The organism is Pusillimonas sp. T2 (genome assembly GCF_002236805.1).
Classification (GTDB): Bacteria; Pseudomonadota; Gammaproteobacteria; order Burkholderiales; family Burkholderiaceae_B; genus Neopusillimonas.
In genome coordinates, this window is record NZ_NIQA01000008.1 from 1 (window position 1) to 18,641 (window position 18,641).

At 58.1% G+C, this 18,641-nt stretch carries 15 protein-coding genes and 1 tRNA gene; 11 read left to right on the forward strand and 5 right to left on the reverse strand.

Annotated elements, in window-relative coordinates:
• Positions 1-22 precede the first annotated feature (22 nt).
• Positions 23-256 (forward strand): transposase, encoded by a 234-nt coding sequence (locus PuT2_RS12060; protein ID WP_216820817.1) that lies wholly within the window; start codon positions 23-25, stop codon positions 254-256.
• 49 nt (positions 257-305) lie between these two features.
• On the opposite strand, the gene PuT2_RS12065 is transcribed toward PuT2_RS12060, so the two are convergent.
• Positions 306-390, reverse strand: a tRNA-Leu gene (locus PuT2_RS12065).
• 116 nt (positions 391-506) lie between these two features.
• Here PuT2_RS12065 and dapC point away from each other — a divergent pair.
• From dapC to PuT2_RS12090, 5 genes are all read left to right on the forward strand, one after another.
• A complete protein-coding gene (dapC, locus tag PuT2_RS12070; RefSeq protein WP_093971238.1) occupies positions 507-1,697 on the forward strand; it encodes a succinyldiaminopimelate transaminase in 1,191 nt (396 codons plus the stop codon).
• A 95-nt stretch (positions 1,698-1,792) separates the two neighbouring features.
• Positions 1,793-2,614, forward strand: coding sequence for a 2,3,4,5-tetrahydropyridine-2,6-dicarboxylate N-succinyltransferase (gene dapD, locus PuT2_RS12075; protein ID WP_093971239.1), 822 nt, complete (start codon positions 1,793-1,795; stop codon positions 2,612-2,614).
• Entirely contained in the window at positions 2,614-3,750 is a 1,137-nt protein-coding gene (gene dapE, locus PuT2_RS12080) for a succinyl-diaminopimelate desuccinylase (RefSeq protein ID WP_093971240.1), read from the forward strand. The genes dapD and dapE overlap by 1 nt, the downstream gene beginning before the upstream one ends.
• A 16-nt stretch (positions 3,751-3,766) precedes the next feature.
• The gene (prmB, locus tag PuT2_RS12085; protein WP_093971241.1) at positions 3,767-4,675 is read left to right on the forward strand and encodes a 50S ribosomal protein L3 N(5)-glutamine methyltransferase; all 909 of its coding nucleotides are present in this window, start codon (positions 3,767-3,769) and stop codon (positions 4,673-4,675) included.
• Positions 4,672-6,615 carry an ABC-F family ATP-binding cassette domain-containing protein gene (locus PuT2_RS12090; RefSeq protein WP_093971242.1) on the forward strand — a complete coding sequence of 648 codons (1,944 nt, stop codon included), beginning with the start codon at positions 4,672-4,674 and terminating at the stop codon, positions 6,613-6,615. Before prmB ends, PuT2_RS12090 begins: the two co-directional genes overlap by 4 nt.
• Positions 6,616-6,669: 54 nt before the next feature.
• Here PuT2_RS12090 and PuT2_RS12095 read toward each other — a convergent pair whose 3' ends face one another.
• From PuT2_RS12095 to purN, 4 genes are all read right to left on the reverse strand, one after another.
• On the reverse strand, positions 6,670-8,988 hold the full coding sequence (locus tag PuT2_RS12095; protein ID WP_093971243.1) for a UvrD-helicase domain-containing protein: 2,319 nt from the start codon (positions 8,986-8,988) through the stop codon (positions 6,670-6,672).
• Positions 8,985-10,199: a fatty acid desaturase gene (locus tag PuT2_RS12100; RefSeq protein ID WP_093971244.1), complete on the reverse strand. Its 1,215-nt coding sequence runs from the start codon at positions 10,197-10,199 to the stop codon at positions 8,985-8,987. Before PuT2_RS12100 ends, PuT2_RS12095 begins: the two co-directional genes overlap by 4 nt.
• Before the next feature lie 95 nt (positions 10,200-10,294).
• A complete protein-coding gene (locus PuT2_RS12105; protein WP_093971245.1) occupies positions 10,295-11,611 on the reverse strand; it encodes an RsmB/NOP family class I SAM-dependent RNA methyltransferase in 1,317 nt (438 codons plus the stop codon).
• Positions 11,612-11,628: 17 nt separating this feature from the next.
• A complete protein-coding gene (gene purN / locus PuT2_RS12110) occupies positions 11,629-12,270 on the reverse strand; it encodes a phosphoribosylglycinamide formyltransferase (protein WP_093971360.1) in 642 nt (213 codons plus the stop codon).
• A 109-nt stretch (positions 12,271-12,379) separates the two neighbouring features.
• Here purN and PuT2_RS12115 point away from each other — a divergent pair, with 109 nt between their 5' ends.
• Genes PuT2_RS12115 through PuT2_RS12135 form a run of 5 tightly spaced genes read left to right on the forward strand, consistent with a single transcriptional unit; the run spans position 12,380 to position 18,639 of the window.
• Positions 12,380-13,345, forward strand: coding sequence for a bifunctional riboflavin kinase/FAD synthetase (locus PuT2_RS12115; protein ID WP_093971246.1), 966 nt, complete (start codon positions 12,380-12,382; stop codon positions 13,343-13,345).
• A complete protein-coding gene (gene ileS / locus PuT2_RS12120; protein ID WP_093971247.1) occupies positions 13,335-16,169 on the forward strand; it encodes an isoleucine--tRNA ligase in 2,835 nt (944 codons plus the stop codon). Before PuT2_RS12115 ends, ileS begins: the two co-directional genes overlap by 11 nt.
• Entirely contained in the window at positions 16,162-16,686 is a 525-nt protein-coding gene (gene lspA / locus PuT2_RS12125; RefSeq protein ID WP_093971248.1) for a signal peptidase II, read from the forward strand. Before ileS ends, lspA begins: the two co-directional genes overlap by 8 nt.
• A gap of 50 nt (positions 16,687-16,736) precedes the next feature.
• Positions 16,737-17,945 carry a bifunctional phosphopantothenoylcysteine decarboxylase/phosphopantothenate--cysteine ligase CoaBC gene (gene coaBC / locus PuT2_RS12130; protein WP_093971249.1) on the forward strand — a complete coding sequence of 403 codons (1,209 nt, stop codon included), beginning with the start codon at positions 16,737-16,739 and terminating at the stop codon, positions 17,943-17,945.
• A 55-nt stretch (positions 17,946-18,000) separates the two neighbouring features.
• Positions 18,001-18,639, forward strand: a complete 639-nt coding sequence (locus PuT2_RS12135) for a DedA family protein (protein WP_093971250.1) — start codon at positions 18,001-18,003, stop codon at positions 18,637-18,639.
• Positions 18,640-18,641 lie beyond the last annotated feature (2 nt).

Genomic DNA, 18,641 nt, shown 5'->3' on the forward strand with positions numbered 1-18,641 from the left:
CCCGATAATGGGGTAGAGCCGCTTGATCGAGCAGTTTGAACAAAGTCCGGCGCGAGCATTGGCCCAAACGCTCAGGGCGTGGCTCGAGCCCATCGTGAGAATGTGGCGCTTTACCAAATCCAACGGCATTACAGAGGGCTTCCACAATAAAATGGAAATGCTCTCGCGCCGTGCGTATGGATTCAGGAACTTTGAAAATTACCGCATGCGGGTCTTGGCTCAGTGCGGTTGGAACGGTGTGATTAACCGTGTCTAGTGAATGCGTATCCCCCGATAATGGGGTAGAGCCGTCAATTTCAAGATAGTGGTGCGAACGGAGAGACTCGAACTCTCACACCTCTCGGCGCCAGAACCTAAATCTGGTGCGTCTACCAATTCCGCCACGTTCGCAAATGGGAAGCCGATAAGTATAGCAAGTGCAACGCTGCATGGCAACTGCATGCAACCCCAATACAGCCAGCGCACGGCTTGCTAAAATGGCAGGTTAACCCTGCATATTCAGAACCATGAACCCCAGACTCGGCGACCTGCACCCCTATCCGTTCGAAAAGCTGCGTGCTTTGCTGGCACAGGCCAAGACACCCCCTGCGCATCTTGCCCCTATCAGCCTGTCTATTGGCGAACCCAAGCATCCAACCCCTGACTTTATTATCAAGGCGATGCAAAACGCCATGCAGGGTTTGGCTGTGTACCCGCCCACCAAGGGCGACGCTCAGGTTCGAGGCACCATCGCCGACTGGATCGCTCGCCGATACAGCGTCGAGCGGCCTGACCCCGAAACGCAGGTTCTGCCCGCCGTCGGGTCGCGCGAGGCGTTGTTTTCGTTTGCGCAAACCATTGTCGACAGTCAGGCCGGCGGCTGGGTCGTTTGCCCCAACCCGTTTTACCAAATCTACGAAGGCGCGGCCTTGCTGGCTGGTGCCAAGCCGTATTACATCAATGCCCAGCCCGAACGCAATTTTGGCTACGACTGGGCCTCTGTACCTGCCGATGTCTGGCAAAAAACGCAACTGGTGTATGTATGCTCTCCCGGCAACCCGGCGGGCAATGTACTCGAATTGTCCGAATGGCAAACTCTGTTTGAACTGTCCGACACCTACGGATTTGTCATTGCGGCCGACGAATGCTATTCAGAAATTTATTTTGACGAAGCCAAGCCACCTTTAGGCGCCCTGCAAGCTGCGCGCGCCCTGGGACGCAACGACTATCGCAATTTGGTCAGTTTTTCCAGTCTATCGAAGCGCTCGAACGTACCAGGGCTGCGATCCGGTTTTATTGCAGGCGATGCCAAGCTGCTGAAGCATTTTTTACTGTATCGCACCTATCATGGCAGTGCGATGAGCGCCGTCGTATCGGCGGCAAGTATTGCAGCCTGGAACGACGAAACACACGTACTTGAAAATCGTCGACAGTATCGCGAGAAGTTCGATGCCGTCTTGCCCATTCTGGCCCCAGTGCTTAAAGTAGAAAAGCCGCAAGCCGGGTTTTACCTGTGGGCCCAAACCCCAGGCAGCGACACCGACTTTACCCGAGACCTGCTAGGTGCCACCAACGTCACCGTGTTGCCCGGTAGCTACTTGGCACGCGAGGCCCACGGCCTGAACCCCGGGGCCAACCGGGTTCGCATGGCATTGGTTGCCACTAAAGAACAATGCATTGAAGCCGCCGAGCGCATCGCCGGCTTTCTTCGAGGTTGAAGCCGGCAGACCTGGTCACGCATTACGCTGTGGCTAGGCTCACATGCCGCAACACCATCCTTTCCTTTCATTAACCCTGAATAACGAAAACGACCATGACCACAGATTTACAAAACACCATTGAAACCGCCTGGGAAAACCGGGCCGACCTAAGCCCTGCCAACGCACCGGCCGCAGTTCGCGATGCCGTCAACCACACCCTGGCTGAACTCGATAAAGGCACGCTGCGCGTCGCCGATAAATCCACCGGCCAATGGGTTGTTCACCAGTGGATCAAAAAGGCCGTGTTGTTGTCGTTCCGTCTGGAAAACAACGGCGTAATGGGCCAGGCGCCTGCGCAGTACTACGACAAGGTTGGCCTGAAGTTTGCCGACTACACCGAACAAGATTTTGCCAACGGCGGCTTCCGTGTCGTGCCCCCCGCCGTGGCCCGTAAAGGCTCGTTTATTGGCAAAAATGTCGTCCTTATGCCCTCTTACGTCAACATCGGCGCCTACGTCGACGAAGGTACCATGGTCGACACCTGGGCTACCGTTGGCTCATGCGCGCAAATTGGCAAAAACGTCCACCTCTCCGGCGGCGTCGGTATCGGTGGCGTACTCGAACCCCTGCAGGCCAACCCCACCATCATCGAAGACAACTGCTTTATCGGTGCGCGCTCCGAAGTCGTCGAAGGCGTGATCGTTGAAGAAAACTCGGTATTGGCCATGGGTGTCTACCTGTCGCAAAGCACCAAAATCTACGACCGCACCACGGGCGAAGTCATTTACGGTCGTGTCCCCTCGGGCTCTGTGGTCGTGCCTGGCGCGCTGCCGGCCGCTGACGGCTCGCACAGCCTGGCCTGCGCGGTCATCGTCAAGCGCGTCGACGCACAAACACGTTCCAAAACCAGCATCAACGAACTGCTGAGGGCTTGATGTCATCTTCCGCTGTACTGCACCTGACCAAAGACCTGATTTCACGCGCTTCGGTTACGCCGGCCGATGCCGATTGCCAGGCCGAGCTGGCCCGCCGGCTCGAGCCCCTGGGCTTCAAGGCCGAGACACTGGCTTTCGACGACGTCACCAACTTGTGGCTACGTAAAGGCACGGCGGCGCCGTGCGTTGTCTTTGCCGGCCATACCGACGTCGTTCCGACCGGGCCACTCGACAAATGGGACAGCGATCCGTTCACACCAACGGAGCGCGACGGACTATTGTTTGGCCGCGGTGCAGCGGATATGAAAAGCAGTATTGCCGCATTTGCCATTGCGGCAGAAGAGTTTGTGTCGGCACACCCCGATCACGCCGGATCAATCGCCATGCTTATCACATCCGACGAAGAAGGGCCGTCGATCAACGGTACCGTCAAGGTGTGCCAGGCGCTGCAGGCCCGCAACGAAACGCTTGACTATTGTCTGGTGGGCGAACCGACCTCGGTATCTGCCTTGGGCGACACCGTCAAGAACGGTCGGCGCGGATCGTTGTCGGGTCGCCTGACGATAAAAGGCAAACAGGGGCATGTTGCCTATCCTCATCTGGCCCGCAACCCCATACATCTGGTGGCCCCTGCGCTGGCCGAACTGGCGGCCGCCCAGTGGGACAACGGTAATGAGTACTTCCCGCCCACCACATTCCAGATTTCAAATTTTCATTCGGGTACCGGCGCCACCAACGTTGTTCCCGGCGAGGCCGTTATCGATTTCAACTTCCGGTTCTCGACCGAAAGCACGCCGGCATCGCTCAAAGCGCGGGTTCACGGCGTTCTTGACGCCCTATCGCTCGAATATGACCTCGTCTGGACACTGTCCGGCGAACCGTTCCTGACGCCAAAAGGCGAACTGAGCCGTGCGCTGGGCGACGCCATTTTGGCTGAAACCGGTGTTGCTACCGAATTGTCGACCACGGGCGGGACATCCGATGGCCGATTCATTGCCAAGATCTGCCCCCAGGTGATTGAGTTCGGCCCGATCAACGCCAGCATTCACCAGGTCAACGAACATATCCGGGTAGCCGACCTGGAACCCCTGAAAAACATTTACCGGCGCACCCTCGAAAACTTGCTGCTTAAATAACGCATACGGAACACGCATGAACCCATCGGCCTACCAAGAACTGCATACCGTACGCGACCTGCTGCGTTACACCGTCAGTCAATTCAACGCAGCAAAACTAAGTTTTGGCCACGGCAGCGACAATGCCTGGGACGAAGCCGTTTACCTTCTGCTTCACGTCCTGCATTTGCCACTCGACACGCTCGACCCATTTCTGGATGCCCGTGTCCTGCCTGAAGAACGGGAAAAATTCCTCGACCTGGTTACACGCCGACTTGATGAGCGCGTACCGGCCGCCTACCTGACGGGCGAGGCCTGGCTGCAGGGCCACCGATTTGTGGTCGACCCTCGCGTCATTATTCCCCGCTCTCCCATTTCCGAACTGCTAGCTGAACAACTGTCGCCGTGGGTTACCGATCCAGACGACGTTGATTACGTACTTGATTTATGTACAGGCTCGGGCTGTCTGGCGGTGCTTGCCGCGCTCGCCTTTCCAGGTGCACAAGTCGACGCCGTCGACCTATCAGAACATGCGCTTGAAGTCGCCGATCAAAATATAGAATTGCTAGGCGTCGATGGCCGCGTCACTACGCATCGCAGCGACTTGTTTGATCAACTGCCCGATTGTCAATACAACGTCATCATCTGCAACCCGCCCTATGTCAACAGCCATGCCATGGAGTCCTTGCCTCCCGAATACCGGCATGAACCCACACAGGCACTGGCGGGCGGCCCCGACGGCATGGACTTAGTCCGGCGCATCGTCCGCGACGCACCCCGCTTCATGGCACCAGAAGGCATTCTGGTACTTGAAATTGGCAACGAATACGAAAACTTCATCAATGCCTTCCCCGAACTAGACCCCGTCTGGCTGAGCACCGAAAACGCTGAAGATCAGATTCTCATGCTGACGCGCGAGCAGTTGCAGGAGCCCATGGCATCGTGATCAGGGCAACCGGCATTACCCTTCGACGCGGCACAAAAGTGCTGCTCGACGACACTGACTTTGTCATCAACCCAGGCGAGCGCGTCGGCATTGTCGGCAAGAATGGCGCTGGCAAATCCACGCTATTTGCATTGCTTAAAGGCGAGCTCGATGCCGACGCCGGCACACTCGACCTGCCTGCTGCCTGGCGCATTGCAGCGGTCGAACAAGACATCAGCACGCCCGAGCGCCCCGCGCGTGAGTTCGTTATTGACGGCGACACCGGATTACGCCGTCTACAAGCCGAGCGAGCAGCGACCCCCGACAGCGAAGGCACACGCATAGCCGAGCTTGAAGCCGCCCTAGTCGAAGCCGACGCCTGGAGCGCACCGTCGCGGGCGGAACAACTGCTGGCCGGTCTGGGTTTTACGCCCGACCAATGGCTAAACCCGGTACGCAGCTTTTCGGGCGGGTGGCAAATGCGCCTGGCCCTGGCCCGCGCCCTGATGGCACCGTCAGACCTGTTATTGCTAGACGAGCCGACCAACCACCTCGACCTCGATGCCATGCTCTGGCTTGAGCGCTGGCTGGCGGCCTACGATGGCACGGTCATCCTGATCTCGCACGACACCGAGTTTTTAGATGCGGTAGCCCGCGCAATATTGCACTTCGACAATGGCAAACTGGTGCGCTACAAAGGTGGGTATGAAGACTTCCTGACCCAGCGCGCCGAGCGCATGCGCCAAACGCAACTGGCACACGACCGTCAAGCGCGCGAAACAGCACGCCTGCAAAGCTTTATTGACCGCTTCAAGGCCAAAGCCACCAAAGCTAAGCAAGCGCAAAGCCGTGTAAAGGCCTTGGCCCGGATGGAAAAACTGGCACCGTTACAGGCCGATTCGGGCATTGACATCCGTTTGCCCGAGCCGGACAGCATGCCCGACCCTTTGTTGATTCTCGAGCACCTCAGCACAGGTTACCCCGGCGCTGACGGCAAGCCGGCCGCGGTACTTCAAGACATCAACCTGATGGTTCGCGGCGGCGCGCGTATTGGCATTTTGGGTGTCAACGGCGCAGGCAAAAGTACGCTGATCAAAACCCTGGCTGAGGAGCTGGCCCCCATAGCGGGCGAGCGCCGGGCCTCGAAGGGCCTGAAAATCGGTTACTTTGCCCAGCAACAGCTCGATATGCTCGACGCTGGCTCGACACCACTGCAACACCTCGCACGGCTGGCCCCCGAACTGCGCGAGCAAGAGCAACGCAATTACTTAGGTAGCTTTGGCTTTAGCGGCGACATGGTCAACCAGCAAATTGCGCCTTTGTCGGGCGGTGAAAAAGCCCGCCTGGCGCTAGCCCTGGTTGTCTGGCAAAAGCCCAACCTGCTGCTGCTCGACGAGCCCAGCAACCACCTCGACGTCGATACGCGCGAAGCCCTGGCTACTGCGCTGGCCGAATATGAAGGCAGCGTGCTTTTGGTGTCGCATGACCGGCACCTGCTGCGCACAACCGTAGATGAATTCTGGATTGTTGCCGATGGCCAGGTCAACGCTTTCGATGGTGACCTGGAAGATTACCGCGATTGGCTTAACCAACGCACGGCAAACCAGCGTGCTGCGGCGCGTAACGATGCCCTGCGCGACGCGGGCGACACGGAACCCGTTATCGACCGCAAAACACAACGCCGTCTTGATGCCGAAGCACGCCAACGTCTTGCTGGCCTGCGCAAACCCTTGTTGAAGCAGGTTGAGGGGCTAGAAAAGAAAATGACCCAAGCGCGAGCAAGGCTGGATGCGCTCGATGCCTTGATTGCCGACCCTGATTTCTACAGCGACGACCGGCGCGACGAGCGCGTGGCTGCGCTGGCCGAACATGGTGAGACAACAAAAGCCATGGCTCAAATGGAAGAAGAATGGCTTGAAGCCCAAGAAGCGCTTGAAGCCATTGAACAACCCGCAGACTAGGGTTTGACGGGTGTTTATCGTAAACGTGCCGGCGTACAGCCGGCACCCTACCCTTTAACCGGCAGTAATAGCCAGTTTGGCCACGCCCAACGCTAGCGTTTTGGTACCCACATCGCGAAACTGGATTTGCGCTTGTGCGTCGGTGCCGCTTCCGCTTAGACCAATAATAGTGCCATCGCCGAACTTGGCATGATGCACCCCCTGGCCGATACGAAAGTGCTGCTCGCCCACCGTAACACCCGTCGTCAGGCTACGCGGTGTACGGGGCGCCATGGTGCCCGTAGAAGGACGCCCGTAAGCATCCCCCCGCCGATAAGCGCCCGCCCATGGCGGGGTATCAACCGGCGCACGCTGCTGCTCGCGTGGCGTGAGCCACTTGAGATGAACATCGGGAATTTCGGACAGAAACCTCGAGCGCAAGGCATAACGTGTTTGCCCATGCAGCATGCGGCTTTGCGCGAGCGTAAGGTACAACCGCTTGCGCGCGCGTGTCATGGCCACATACATTAGCCGGCGCTCTTCTTCAAGACCGCCCTGCTCGGTCAGACTGTTTTCGTGCGGAAATAAGCCCTCTTCAAGACCGGTAATGAATACGGCATCGAATTCGAGCCCTTTAGCGGCGTGAACCGTCATCAACTGCACAGCATCTTCACCGGCCTGGGCCTGGTTGTCGCCAGCCTCGAGAGAAGCATGCGACAAAAAGGCATCGAGCGGCGAAAGCGTTGGACCACCCACCGCTTCTGGATCAGGCGCATTGGTTTGCCCGGCCAGCAACAGAGCCTGCCCCGACAGCAACGGATCTTCGGCGCGTGCAGACTGCGACAGCGCAGGCTCGCCCATCAGCCCTTCTTCGCCCACAAACACAGCGGCCGCGTTCACCAGTTCTTGAAGGTTCTCGAGGCGATCGGCGCCTTCTTTTTCGCCCATGTAGAACGTGCGTAGACCACTGTGATGCACCACATGCTCGATCAACTCGGGCAATGGCAGCTCACGGGCTTGTTCAGCCAGACCGGAAAGCAGCTCGACAAATGCTTGAAGCTTGGCCCCGCTTTTACCTTGCAAGGCATCAACGGCCTGATACAGGCTGGTACCGGCCTCGCGAGCGAGGTCGCCCAACTGTTCGAGCGTACGCGCGCCGATGCCCCGCGTCGGGAAGTTGACCACGCGCAGCCAGGAGGTATCGTCGTTGGGGTTGGCAATAAGCCGCAGATACGCCAGGGCGTGCTTGACTTCTTGCCGTTCAAAAAAGCGCTGGCCCCCGTAAACCTTGTACGGAATACCGGACGAAAACAATGTGTGCTCAATAACGCGCGACTGCGCGTTACTACGATACAGGACCGCAATATCGCGACGCGGGTGACCACTGGAGATCAGTGCGCGCATTTCATCAACAACCCACTGGGCCTCGAGCAAATCGGTGCCCTGTTCGCAAATACGTACCGGCTCGCCTTCACCCTGCTCTGTCCAGAGATTTTTACCCAGACGGGCACTGTTATGCGCGATAAGGGCGTTGGCCGAATCGAGGATATGGCCGAACGAGCGGTAGTTTTGCTCGAGACGGATGACATTACCTTGCGCGAACTCTCGCTCGAAGGCCGCCATGTTGCCCACATTGGCCCCGCGGAAAGCGTAAATAGACTGGTCGTCGTCGCCCACGGCAAAAAGCGAGGCACCCCCACCAGCCAACAGTTTGAGCCAACGGTACTGCAGGTCGTTGGTGTCTTGGAACTCATCGACCAGAATATGTTGAAAACGGCGCTGGTAATGCTCGCGAATCGGGGCATTACGCAAAAGCAACTCGTAAGCACGCAGCAACAGCTCGGCAAAGTCGACTACGCCTTCGCGTTCGCACTGCGCCTGATACTGCCGATAAAGATCAACCATGCCGCGGCGGTGCGCGTCGTAAGCCTCGACATCATCGGGGCGCAGACCTTGTTCTTTTGAACCATTGATAAAGCGCTGGACATCGCGGGGCGGGTACTTGTCGTCATCGACACCCGCCGCCTTGAGCAGGCGCTTGATCGCCGAGAGCTGGTCGGCGGAGTCAAGAATTTGAAAGGTTTGCGGCAAGCCGGCATCGCGATGGTGCGCACGCAGCAAGCGGTTGCACAAGCCATGAAACGTGCCCACCCACATGCCGCGGGTGTTGATGGGCAACAACGCCGAAAGGCGCGTGAGCATTTCACGCGCCGATTTATTGGTGAAGGTAACTGCCAACAGGCCAAAAGGACTGACCTGACTGGTTTGAATCAGCCAGGCCATGCGGGTGGTAAGTACCCGGGTTTTACCGCTACCGGCACCGGCCAGCACCAGGGCATGGCCGGTAGGTAACGTAACTGCGGCTTGTTGTTCGGGGTTAAGCGACCCGATCATGCCGCGTAGCGGCGCAGACGCAGTGCAAACTGCTCAAGACCTTCGATACCGCTTTGCTGGGCGCGATGGCACCAGGCCTGGAGGTCGGTTAACAATTGCTCGCTGCTGGCGCTTGAGCTTTCCCAGAGGCGGATGAGCTCGCGACGCATTTGAACCAAAGTAGAGAGCGACTGGTTCTGTGCCAACACGGTGTCGAGTTCGGCACGTTGGTCGGGGGCTAATTGACTGTCGTCAACCTGGCTTAGCCACTTTTTGGCACGAGCCAGCAATGACCAGCGGCAATCGGCACTACCCTTTTGACGCGTAGGTTTAAGCTTGTCGAGTTCGTCGGCAGCCGCCTTCTTAACCAAGTCGGTATAACGGGCCAGAATTTCGTAACGATGCTGAATGACGCCTTCGAGAGTTTTCAGGCTGACGGAGGCATCGGCGGCGGGTTCGAGCTTGAGCTTGGGCGCCACGCGGCGTACTTTGGCCAGGCCCAGCACGCTGAGGATTTGGATGTAACCCCAACCGATATCGAATTCGTACCACTTGGCCGAGAACTTGGCCGACGTACCATAAGCGTGGTGATTATTGTGCAGCTCTTCGCCGCCGATAATCAGGCCAATGGGGAATACGTTGGTGCTGGTGTCGGGACTGGCGTAGTTGCGATAACCCCAGAAGTGACCGATACCGTTAACCACACCGGCCGCCCAGAACGGGATCCAGGCCATTTGGACTGCCCAGACGGTTAAGCCCAGCACACCAAACAAGGCCAAGTCGATACCCAGCATGATGAGAATGCCCATAGCGCTATGGCGCGAATAAACGTTGCGCTCGAGCCAGTCGTCGGGGGTGCCGTACCCGAAACGCTTAAGGGTTTCTTGGTTGGCGGATTCTTCGCGGTAAAGTTCGGCGCCTTCGAAGAACACACGGTTAATACCGTAAATCATGGGCGAGTGCGGGTCGCCTTCGCGCTCGCACTTGGCATGGTGTTTACGGTGAATGGCGACCCATTCTTTTGTGACCATACCAGTGGTCATCCAGAGCCAGAAACGGAAAAAGTGCATGACCACGGGGTGCAGATCGAGGCCCCGGTGGGTTTGGCTGCGGTGCAGGAACAGCGTGACACCAACAATAGTGATATGGGTGAGCACCAGCGTGACGAGCGCTACCTGCCACCAGCTAAGCTGCAGCAAACCGCCCGAGAGAAAAGATAAGACGTAGTCCATAAACCGTGTGTTTGGTCCTTACAAAATAACCATCAAAGTGTAGCGTAGATGGAAGTGGTGTGACAGTACTATTGCAATTAAGTTCTTGCGGCAAATCAAACGTCTGGCTTGGCTGGCGCCGGTTTCACCCGCTCTAGTACTGCGGCAAAGAAGCCGTCAGTGCCATGCACGTCGGGGCGCAATGCCAGCATTGGCGTTTCAAACGTTAGATTTTTACAACGATCCGCCACGATTTTGCCGGCATCTAGCAGCGTAAATTCGGGATTTTCTGCCAAAAACGCCTCAACTTGCTGTTCATTCTCTTCGGGCAAGATGCTGCAGGTGGCATACACAAGACGGCCACCTGGGGCCACACACTGCGAAGCCTGACGCAAAATGCGCGCCTGCAGGGCCAGCAAAGCACCAAGCGACTCGGGGTGCTGACGCCATTTCAGGTCGGGGTTACGGCGCAGGGTACCCAGCCCGCTACACGGCGCATCAACCAGTACCCGATGCGCCTTCCCGCGCAGCCGCTTGACACGCTGGTCGTTGTTCTCGGCAATAACCACAGGCACAATATTAGACAAACCGCTACGCGCGAAACGGGGTTTGGCGCGCGCCAAACGTGCGGCCGACACATCAAAGGCATAAAGTCGGCCCGTAGAACGCATCAGAGCTCCCAGCAACAGCGTCTTGCCGCCCGCACCTGCACAATAGTCAATAATCATTTCGCCGCGCTTGGGCGCCACCAGCGCGGCCAGCAACTGGCTACCCTCGTCCTGCACCTCGATTTCACCCTTTTCGAACATGGGCCAACGATTGACAGGCGGACGCCCCTGAAGACGAATCCCCCAAGGCGAATACGGCGTAGGCTCGGGGTTGAACTTTGCCGCCGGCCCGTCTCGCAAGACCGCAAGCATTTCTTCCCGATCGGCTTTGAGCGGGTTGATACGAAGGTCGAGTGGAGCCGGTTGATTCAGGGCGGCAATAAGGGCGTCGGCGTTGGGCAATGTAGACAAACGCTCGTCGAGCCAGTCGGGCATGCTGTCGCGTACTGCACGCGGCAAACGCGCTACCGGAATCTTTGCCACATGCGACAGCCAGTTTTTCTCGGGCTCGGTAAGCGCTTCTGCCAATAATTTTTCGGACACGACCGCTGAAAGCCCCAAAATGGCCAGACGACGCGCAGCTGGGCCCATGCCACTTTCGGAAAAATGGCGATACCGGCGCAAATGCCGTAGTACATCGAATACGGCATCGGCCACCTCGCCGCGATCTCGTACGCCAAGCTTGGGGTGTGCTCTCATCCAGCGCGACAACACGGCATCAGCCGGATGCGCCCATTGGAGAACCTCGCCCAGAACGGATTGCACCTGTTCGACGCGCGCCGCGCCCAGGTTGTACGGACGCTGCGTGGTCTTCTTTTGATTCATTTCAAGCCTTCAAGTATTTACTGTATAGATTGCGCATGCCCTGCGGGCAAAACATAAGCGCGAAGCGTGTCGGCCTCGACAGTGACCCGCCCTTCTGGTGACAGGTGCACCCGGCCAGCCGTCAACCAGCCCAGCACATCGGCATACAGACGATGCTCGGCAACCAGCACCCGTTGCGCCAGCGAATTGGACGTATCGTCGGCCAGCACAGGCACGACAGCTTGCGCAATAATAGGGCCGCCATCGAGTACCGGCGTGACAAAGTGAACTGTGCACCCGTGCCATTGCACACCGCAAGCAATGGCCTGCTCGTGGGTACGCAACCCCGGAAACGCCGGCAGCAGCGAAGGGTGGATATTGACCAGCCGACCCGCGAATTGTTGCACAAAGCCATCGGAAAGTATCCGCATGAAGCCAGCCAGCAACACATAGTCGGGATCGAAACTTTCGATCAGTGTCGCCAGGGCCTGATCATACTCTTCTCGGGTAACATAACCGGCCGACTCAAGCACTCGGGTTTCAAGCCCCTGGCTTCGCGCCCAGAGCAGGCCAGGTGCCTGGGACTTGTCTGATACGACGGCCACTACCTGGGCATCCAAGCCCCGGTCGGCAATCGCACTGACAAGCGCCTGCATGTTCGAGCCCCGACCTGAAATCATGATGACCAGACGGCGAGGATGCGAACGGTGATTGGAAGCTGGGGTTGAGTCAAATGTGGTCAAAATCGAATTCCTGAGCAATGCAACATAAAATTGTAAACTGTCGTCTGTGAAATCAGCCCTGAAAATCTACCGATCATTGCCTCGTCACGACAGCCACAGCCCCAGCGCGGTGTCTATCGGCAATTTCGACGGCGTACACCGCGGCCATCAAACCATATTGGCCCGGGTTGCGCACGTCGCGCAAGAGCGCGACCTGACCCCGACAGTCATGACCTTTTACCCGCACCCGCGGGTATATTTTGCGCGCACCGGCAATCGGCCCGAACTGATGCCGACACAAATCAGCAGTTTGCGCGATAAGGTCTGGGGCATTCAACGCCTGCACATTCGGCAACTGGCCTTAATGCGTTTCAACCAGAAACTGGCCGAACTCTCGGCAGAAGACTTCATCCGGCATACGCTGGTAGACGGCTTGAATACGCGCTGGCTGCTCGTGGGCGAAGACTTCCGTTTTGGCCGCAAACGTACGGGCGACCTCGACATGCTGCGCAAAGCCGGACGCGAGTACGGTTTCGAAGTCGATATCATCACCGATGTCGTCGACGAACACGGCCACCGCATTTCAAGCTCTGAAGTACGTACTGCACTGGCCGTCGGCAACCTGGCGCGGGCCGAACACCTGCTGGGCCACCCCTACCGTATCAGCGGGCATGTGGTGCACGGCAAGAAGTTGGGACGCACCCTGGGCTACCCTACGCTCAACGTCAACGTACCGCAGCTTTGCGCGGCCCGTTCGGGCATATATATTGTGCGTGCCCACGGGCTGGCCGAGCAACCCCTTAACGGTGTGGCCAGCCTTGGCGTGCGGCCCACCGTAGACAACAACGGTCGTGTCCTACTTGAAGTGCACTTGCTCGACTGCCGGGTAGATGCATACGGTAAACTGACACGCATCGAATTCCTCAAGTTTCTGCGCGACGAAGAAACGTTTCCCGACTTACCTACAATGACCGCTGCCATCGACAACGATGCACAGCGCGCTCGCGATTATTTTGCGCTCCATGGACTATAGAAAAACCCTCAACCTGCCCGAAACCCCCTTCCCAATGCGCGGCGATCTAGCCAAACGCGAACCCAAATGGGTTGCCGAATGGGAGGAAAACAAGATTTACGCGGCCATCCGCGCGGCAAGCCAGGGGCGTCCCAAATTCATCCTCCATGACGGCCCTCCTTATGCCAACGGCGACATTCACATTGGCCATGCCGTCAACAAAGTTTTAAAAGACATCATTGTCAAAAGCCGCAATATGGATGGTTTTGACGCACAGTATGTCCCGGGTTGGGACTGCCACGGCATGCCCATCGAAATCCAGATCGAAAAAAAATACGGTAAGCACCTGCCCGTCGCTGAGGTGCAGGCCAAGGCGCGCGCCTACGCACTCGAACAAATCGACCGGCAGCGCGCCGACTTCAAACGCCTGGGCGTGCTGGCCGAGTGGGACAACCCTTATCTCACCATGAATTACAGCAACGAAGCCGACGAGCTGCGTGCGCTGGCCAAAATCATGGAAAAGGGCTTTGTATTCCGCGGGCTCAAACCAGTTAACTGGTGCTTTGATTGCGGCTCGGCCTTAGCCGAGGCCGAAGTCGAGTATGCCGACCGCACCGACCCGGCTGTTCATGTGGCGTTCCGTTTTAACGACCCAACCGCCGTCGCCGCGGCATTCGGGCTGCAAAACGCCGTCGACGGCGCTATCGTCATATGGACAACCACCCCCTGGACGCTTCCGGCAAACCAGGCCCTGAACGTCGGCCCTGAAATTACCTACGCGCTAGTCAAACTGGCAACGCCGCGTGCAACTGGCAGCCATCTGTTGATCGCCGCCGACCTGGTCGAATCTTGCTTGCAAGAGTGGGGTCTCGAAGGCGAAATCATCGCCAAGGCGCCAGGTCAGGCACTGGCCGGCCTCGAGTTCCGCCACCCCTTGTATGACGCAGACGCCGGCTACCAGCGCTGCGCACCGGTTCACCCGGCCGACTACGTCAGCCTGGATGCGGGTACTGGTGTTGTACACGCTGCACCTGCTTACGGGGTCGACGACTTTTTATCGTGCAAGGCCCACGGCCTGCACGACGACGCCATCATCAACCCGGTCATGGGCGACGGCCACTATGCCAGCACCCTACCGCTGTTTGGCGGCCAGCTTATCTGGAAAGCCAACCCTGAAATCATCAAAGCCCTAGAAAGCGTGGGCAGCCTGCTCAAACAGGCGCCGCTCAAGCACAGCTACATGCATTGCTGGCGCCACAAGACACCCGTCATTTACCGAGCAACCAGCCAATGGTTTGCAGGCATGGATCGCGTTGTCGAAGGCAGCCCCACACTGCGCGAAATGGCGCTTAAAGGCATCGACAACACCCAGTTCTACCCCGCCTGGGGACGTGCCCGACTGCATGCCATGATTGCCAATCGCCCCGACTGGACACTGTCGCGTCAACGCCAATGGGGTGTGCCCATGGCGTTTTTCGTGCACAAAGAAACCGGCGAGCTACACCCGCGTACACCCGAGTTGCTTGAGCAAATTGCCCAACGGGTAGAACAACACGGTATCGAAGCCTGGCAGACCCTCGATCCGGCCGAGCTGCTGGGGGACGAAGCCGCGCTGTATGAAAAGAACCGCGACACGCTCGACGTGTGGTTCGATTCGGGCACCACACACGCCACCGTGCTTGGTGGACGCGATCATGCACTCAAAGGTTCGCATGCCGACGCGTTGCGCTGGCCTGCCGATCTATACCTCGAAGGCTCAGACCAGCATCGGGGTTGGTTTCATTCGTCGTTGCTGACAAGTTGCATGATGTACGGCGAGCCCCCCTACAAAGCCTTGCTGACTCACGGGTTTGTCGTCGACGGCAAGGGCCGCAAAATGAGCAAATCGGTGGGTAATGTCATTGCACCGCAAAAAGTGTCCGATTCGCTAGGGGCTGAAATTTTGCGCCTCTGGACGGCATCTACCGACTACTCAGGCGAGCTGTCCATTTCAGACGAAATCCTGAAGCGCGTGGTCGAAAGCTATCGCCGTATCCGCAATACGCTCAAATTCTTGCTGGGCAATATTGAAGATTTCAACCTGGCCGAACATGGTGTCGCACCCGAAGCCTTGTTCGAAATCGATCGCTACGCGCTGGCCATGACAGCACACATGCAAGACGAGGTGCTGGCCTGCTACCGTCGCTACGAATTCCACCCTGCTGTGTCGCGACTGCAAATTTTCTGTTCCGAAGACCTGGGGGCGTTCTATCTCGACGTGCTTAAAGACCGGTTGTACACCACAGGCGCCAACAGCCTGGCCCGTCGTTCGGCGCAAACCGCGCTTTATCACATTACCCACGCGCTTCTGCGCCTGATGGCGCCCATACTGTCATTTACTGCCGAAGAGGCCTGGAAAGACCTGCATCACGACCAGAACGTCGGTACTATCTTTACACAGCTCTACCATAACGTACCAGTCCAGGCCGATACCGATGCGCTGTCAGCCAAATGGGCCCGACTGCGCGAAATTCGCGCCGAAGTCATGCGCCAGATTGAAGTCGTGCGTACCGCAGGCGACATTGGTTCTTCATTAGCCGCCGAAGTCGACATCACTGCAACAGGCGCCGATGTCGACCTGCTGCAATCGTTGGGCGACGATCTGCGCTTTGTGTTGATTGTGTCGCGCGCAACGGTTAAACCCGGGGCCGAGCTGACCATAGCGGTCAATGCCAGCGGTCATGCCAAGTGCGACCGCTGCTGGCACCATCGGGCCGATGTAGGCGTCAATGCCGACCACCCCGCCATTTGCGGACGCTGTGTCGACAATCTGTTCAACGAGGGCGAATCACGTGAACATGCGTAACGCTCGCCTGGGGTTCGCCGGTTGGCTGCTGGGGGCCGCACTTATCGTGCTGGCCGACCAGCTGACCAAAATTTACTTCGATTCCTCGTTGTCGTACGGTGAACGTTGGCCGGTTTTGCCGTTCTTTGACTTCACGCTGCTGTACAACCCAGGCGCGGCCTTCAGTTTTCTGGCCGAGGGCGAAGGCTGGCAACGCTGGCTTTTTAGCGGTATTGCACTGCTGGCCACGGGCTTAATTCTGCATTTGCTCTGGAAAAGCCCGGGGCAACGACTGTTCTGTGCGGCACTCATGGCCATTTTGGGCGGCGCAATCGGCAACCTGATCGACCGTCTCCAACATGGCCATGTCATTGATTTCCTGCTGTTTTACTGGCAACAATGGCATTTTCCGGCGTTTAATATTGCCGACATCGCCATTACCTGTGGCGCCACCTTGCTGATTCTCGACGAAATTTTGCGTGTCGTGCGCCAGCGTCGTCAGACAAAACAAGAAAAAGCCGTCGACGCCGGGCACTAACCTGCCCTTCGCCGGTCAAACCCGCCAACACTCTACTTTCTACCACTGCCATGGGCGACCTCGACAACAAACGCATCGTACTGGGCTTAAGCGGCGGAATAGCCTGCTATAAATCGGCCGAGCTGCTTCGACGACTGCAAGACCAGGGCGGCGTTGCCGACGTTGTCATGACAGATGCCGCCACCCATTTCATTACCCCCACAACGTTTCAGGCCTTGTCAGGGCGCCCCGTATACACCAGCGCCTGGGACGCCCGCGTTCCGAACAGCATGGCGCATATCAACCTGACGCGTGATGCCGATGCCGTTCTCATTGCCCCTGCCAGCGCCGATCTGATGGCCAAGTTGGCCAACGGGTTGGCCGACGACCTGTTGACGACGCTTTGCCTGGCGCGTGGAGCCTGCCCGTTGCTGGTCGCACCGGCCATGAATCGGGAAATGTGGGAATACCCTGCAACGCAGCGCAACATCCTTCAGCTTGCGGCCGATGGTGTCGTCATTCTGGGCCCCGGCTCGGGCGACCAGGCCTGCGGCGAAGTAGGCGACGGCCGTATGCTTGAGCCCCACGAACTGCTGGCCGAACTCATTGCTTTTTTTCAACCCAAGGTGCTTGCTGGCCGACGGGTTTTAATCACCGCAGGGCCCACCACCGAACGAATCGACCCGGTGCGGGTGATCAGCAACCGATCGTCGGGCAAAACAGGTTACGCCATTGCCCGAGCGGCCCGTGAAGCCGGCGCGATGGTCACATTGGTATCCGGCCCTACCGCCCTGGCCACACCGTATGGCGTGCAGCGCATCAACGTCGAAAGTGCACGCGACATGCACGACGCTGTCATGGCCCACGCCTGCGCCGCCGACATTTTCATTGCCGTTGCCGCGGTCGCCGACTGGCACGTTGCCAACGCCAGTGAACACAAACTGAAAAAGGTCGAAGGTCAGGCGGTGTCAGGACCGCCTGCGCTAGAGTTTGCGCCCAACCCCGACATTTTGGCCGACGTTGCCCATATGCCAAACGGGCCGTGGTGTGTTGGCTTTGCCGCCGAAACAGAAAACCTCCACGAGTACGCCGCCGCAAAACGCCAACGCAAGGGTGTACCGCTACTGGTCGGCAACTTGGCCCAAGAGGCCATGGATGCCGACCACACCACATTTATTTTGTTCGATGAGGCCGGTGCGCACCCCCTGCCCCGACTGCACAAAGCCGACGCGGCCCGCAAACTGGTGCAAGCCATCGCACAACGCTGCCCCCAAGGCTGACACTCGACAACGCACGCGCCTAATCCCCTGCAGCGCATCATCCTCAAGGCTTTTCATGGAACAGATCGTACTAGAAATCACCCAATTTATTAATGCTAACCAGGAATGGGCAGCAATGATTCTTGGCCTGCTGGCTATGGGCGAATCACTGCTTATTGTGGGCCTGGCCATCCCGGCGACAGCAGTCATGCTGGTCGTTGGCGGTCTGGTCGGTAACGGCACTCTGGATGCCGGCCCGGTTATTTTCTGGGGCGTGATCGGCGCTACCATAGGCGATGCCATTTCGTACTACATTGGACGACTGCTGGGCCCGCGCATTATTCATCGTTGGCCGCTCAATCAGCAAAAACGGGCTGTGGCGCGAGCACGTTACTTTTTCTATCGCTACGGCATGCTGTCGATTTTCGGAGGCCGATTCCTAGGCCCATTGCGCGCCATTTTGCCCACCGTAGCTGGCATCATGAAAATGCGCCACTGGCGCTTCCAGCTCGCCAATGTGTTGTCGGCCATTATCTGGATTCCCGTCATGTTGTTGCCTGGCTACCTGACCGGCCGCAGCATCGGTGCCTTGGGGTCCAACGGCACAAACGCCGGCCTGATCGTCAGTTTTGTGTTGTCGGTGGTGATTGCCGTATGGATTGCCATGGCTCTGATGCGCAAACGCAAAACACGCCAAATCAGTGAAGATGTTTAAAA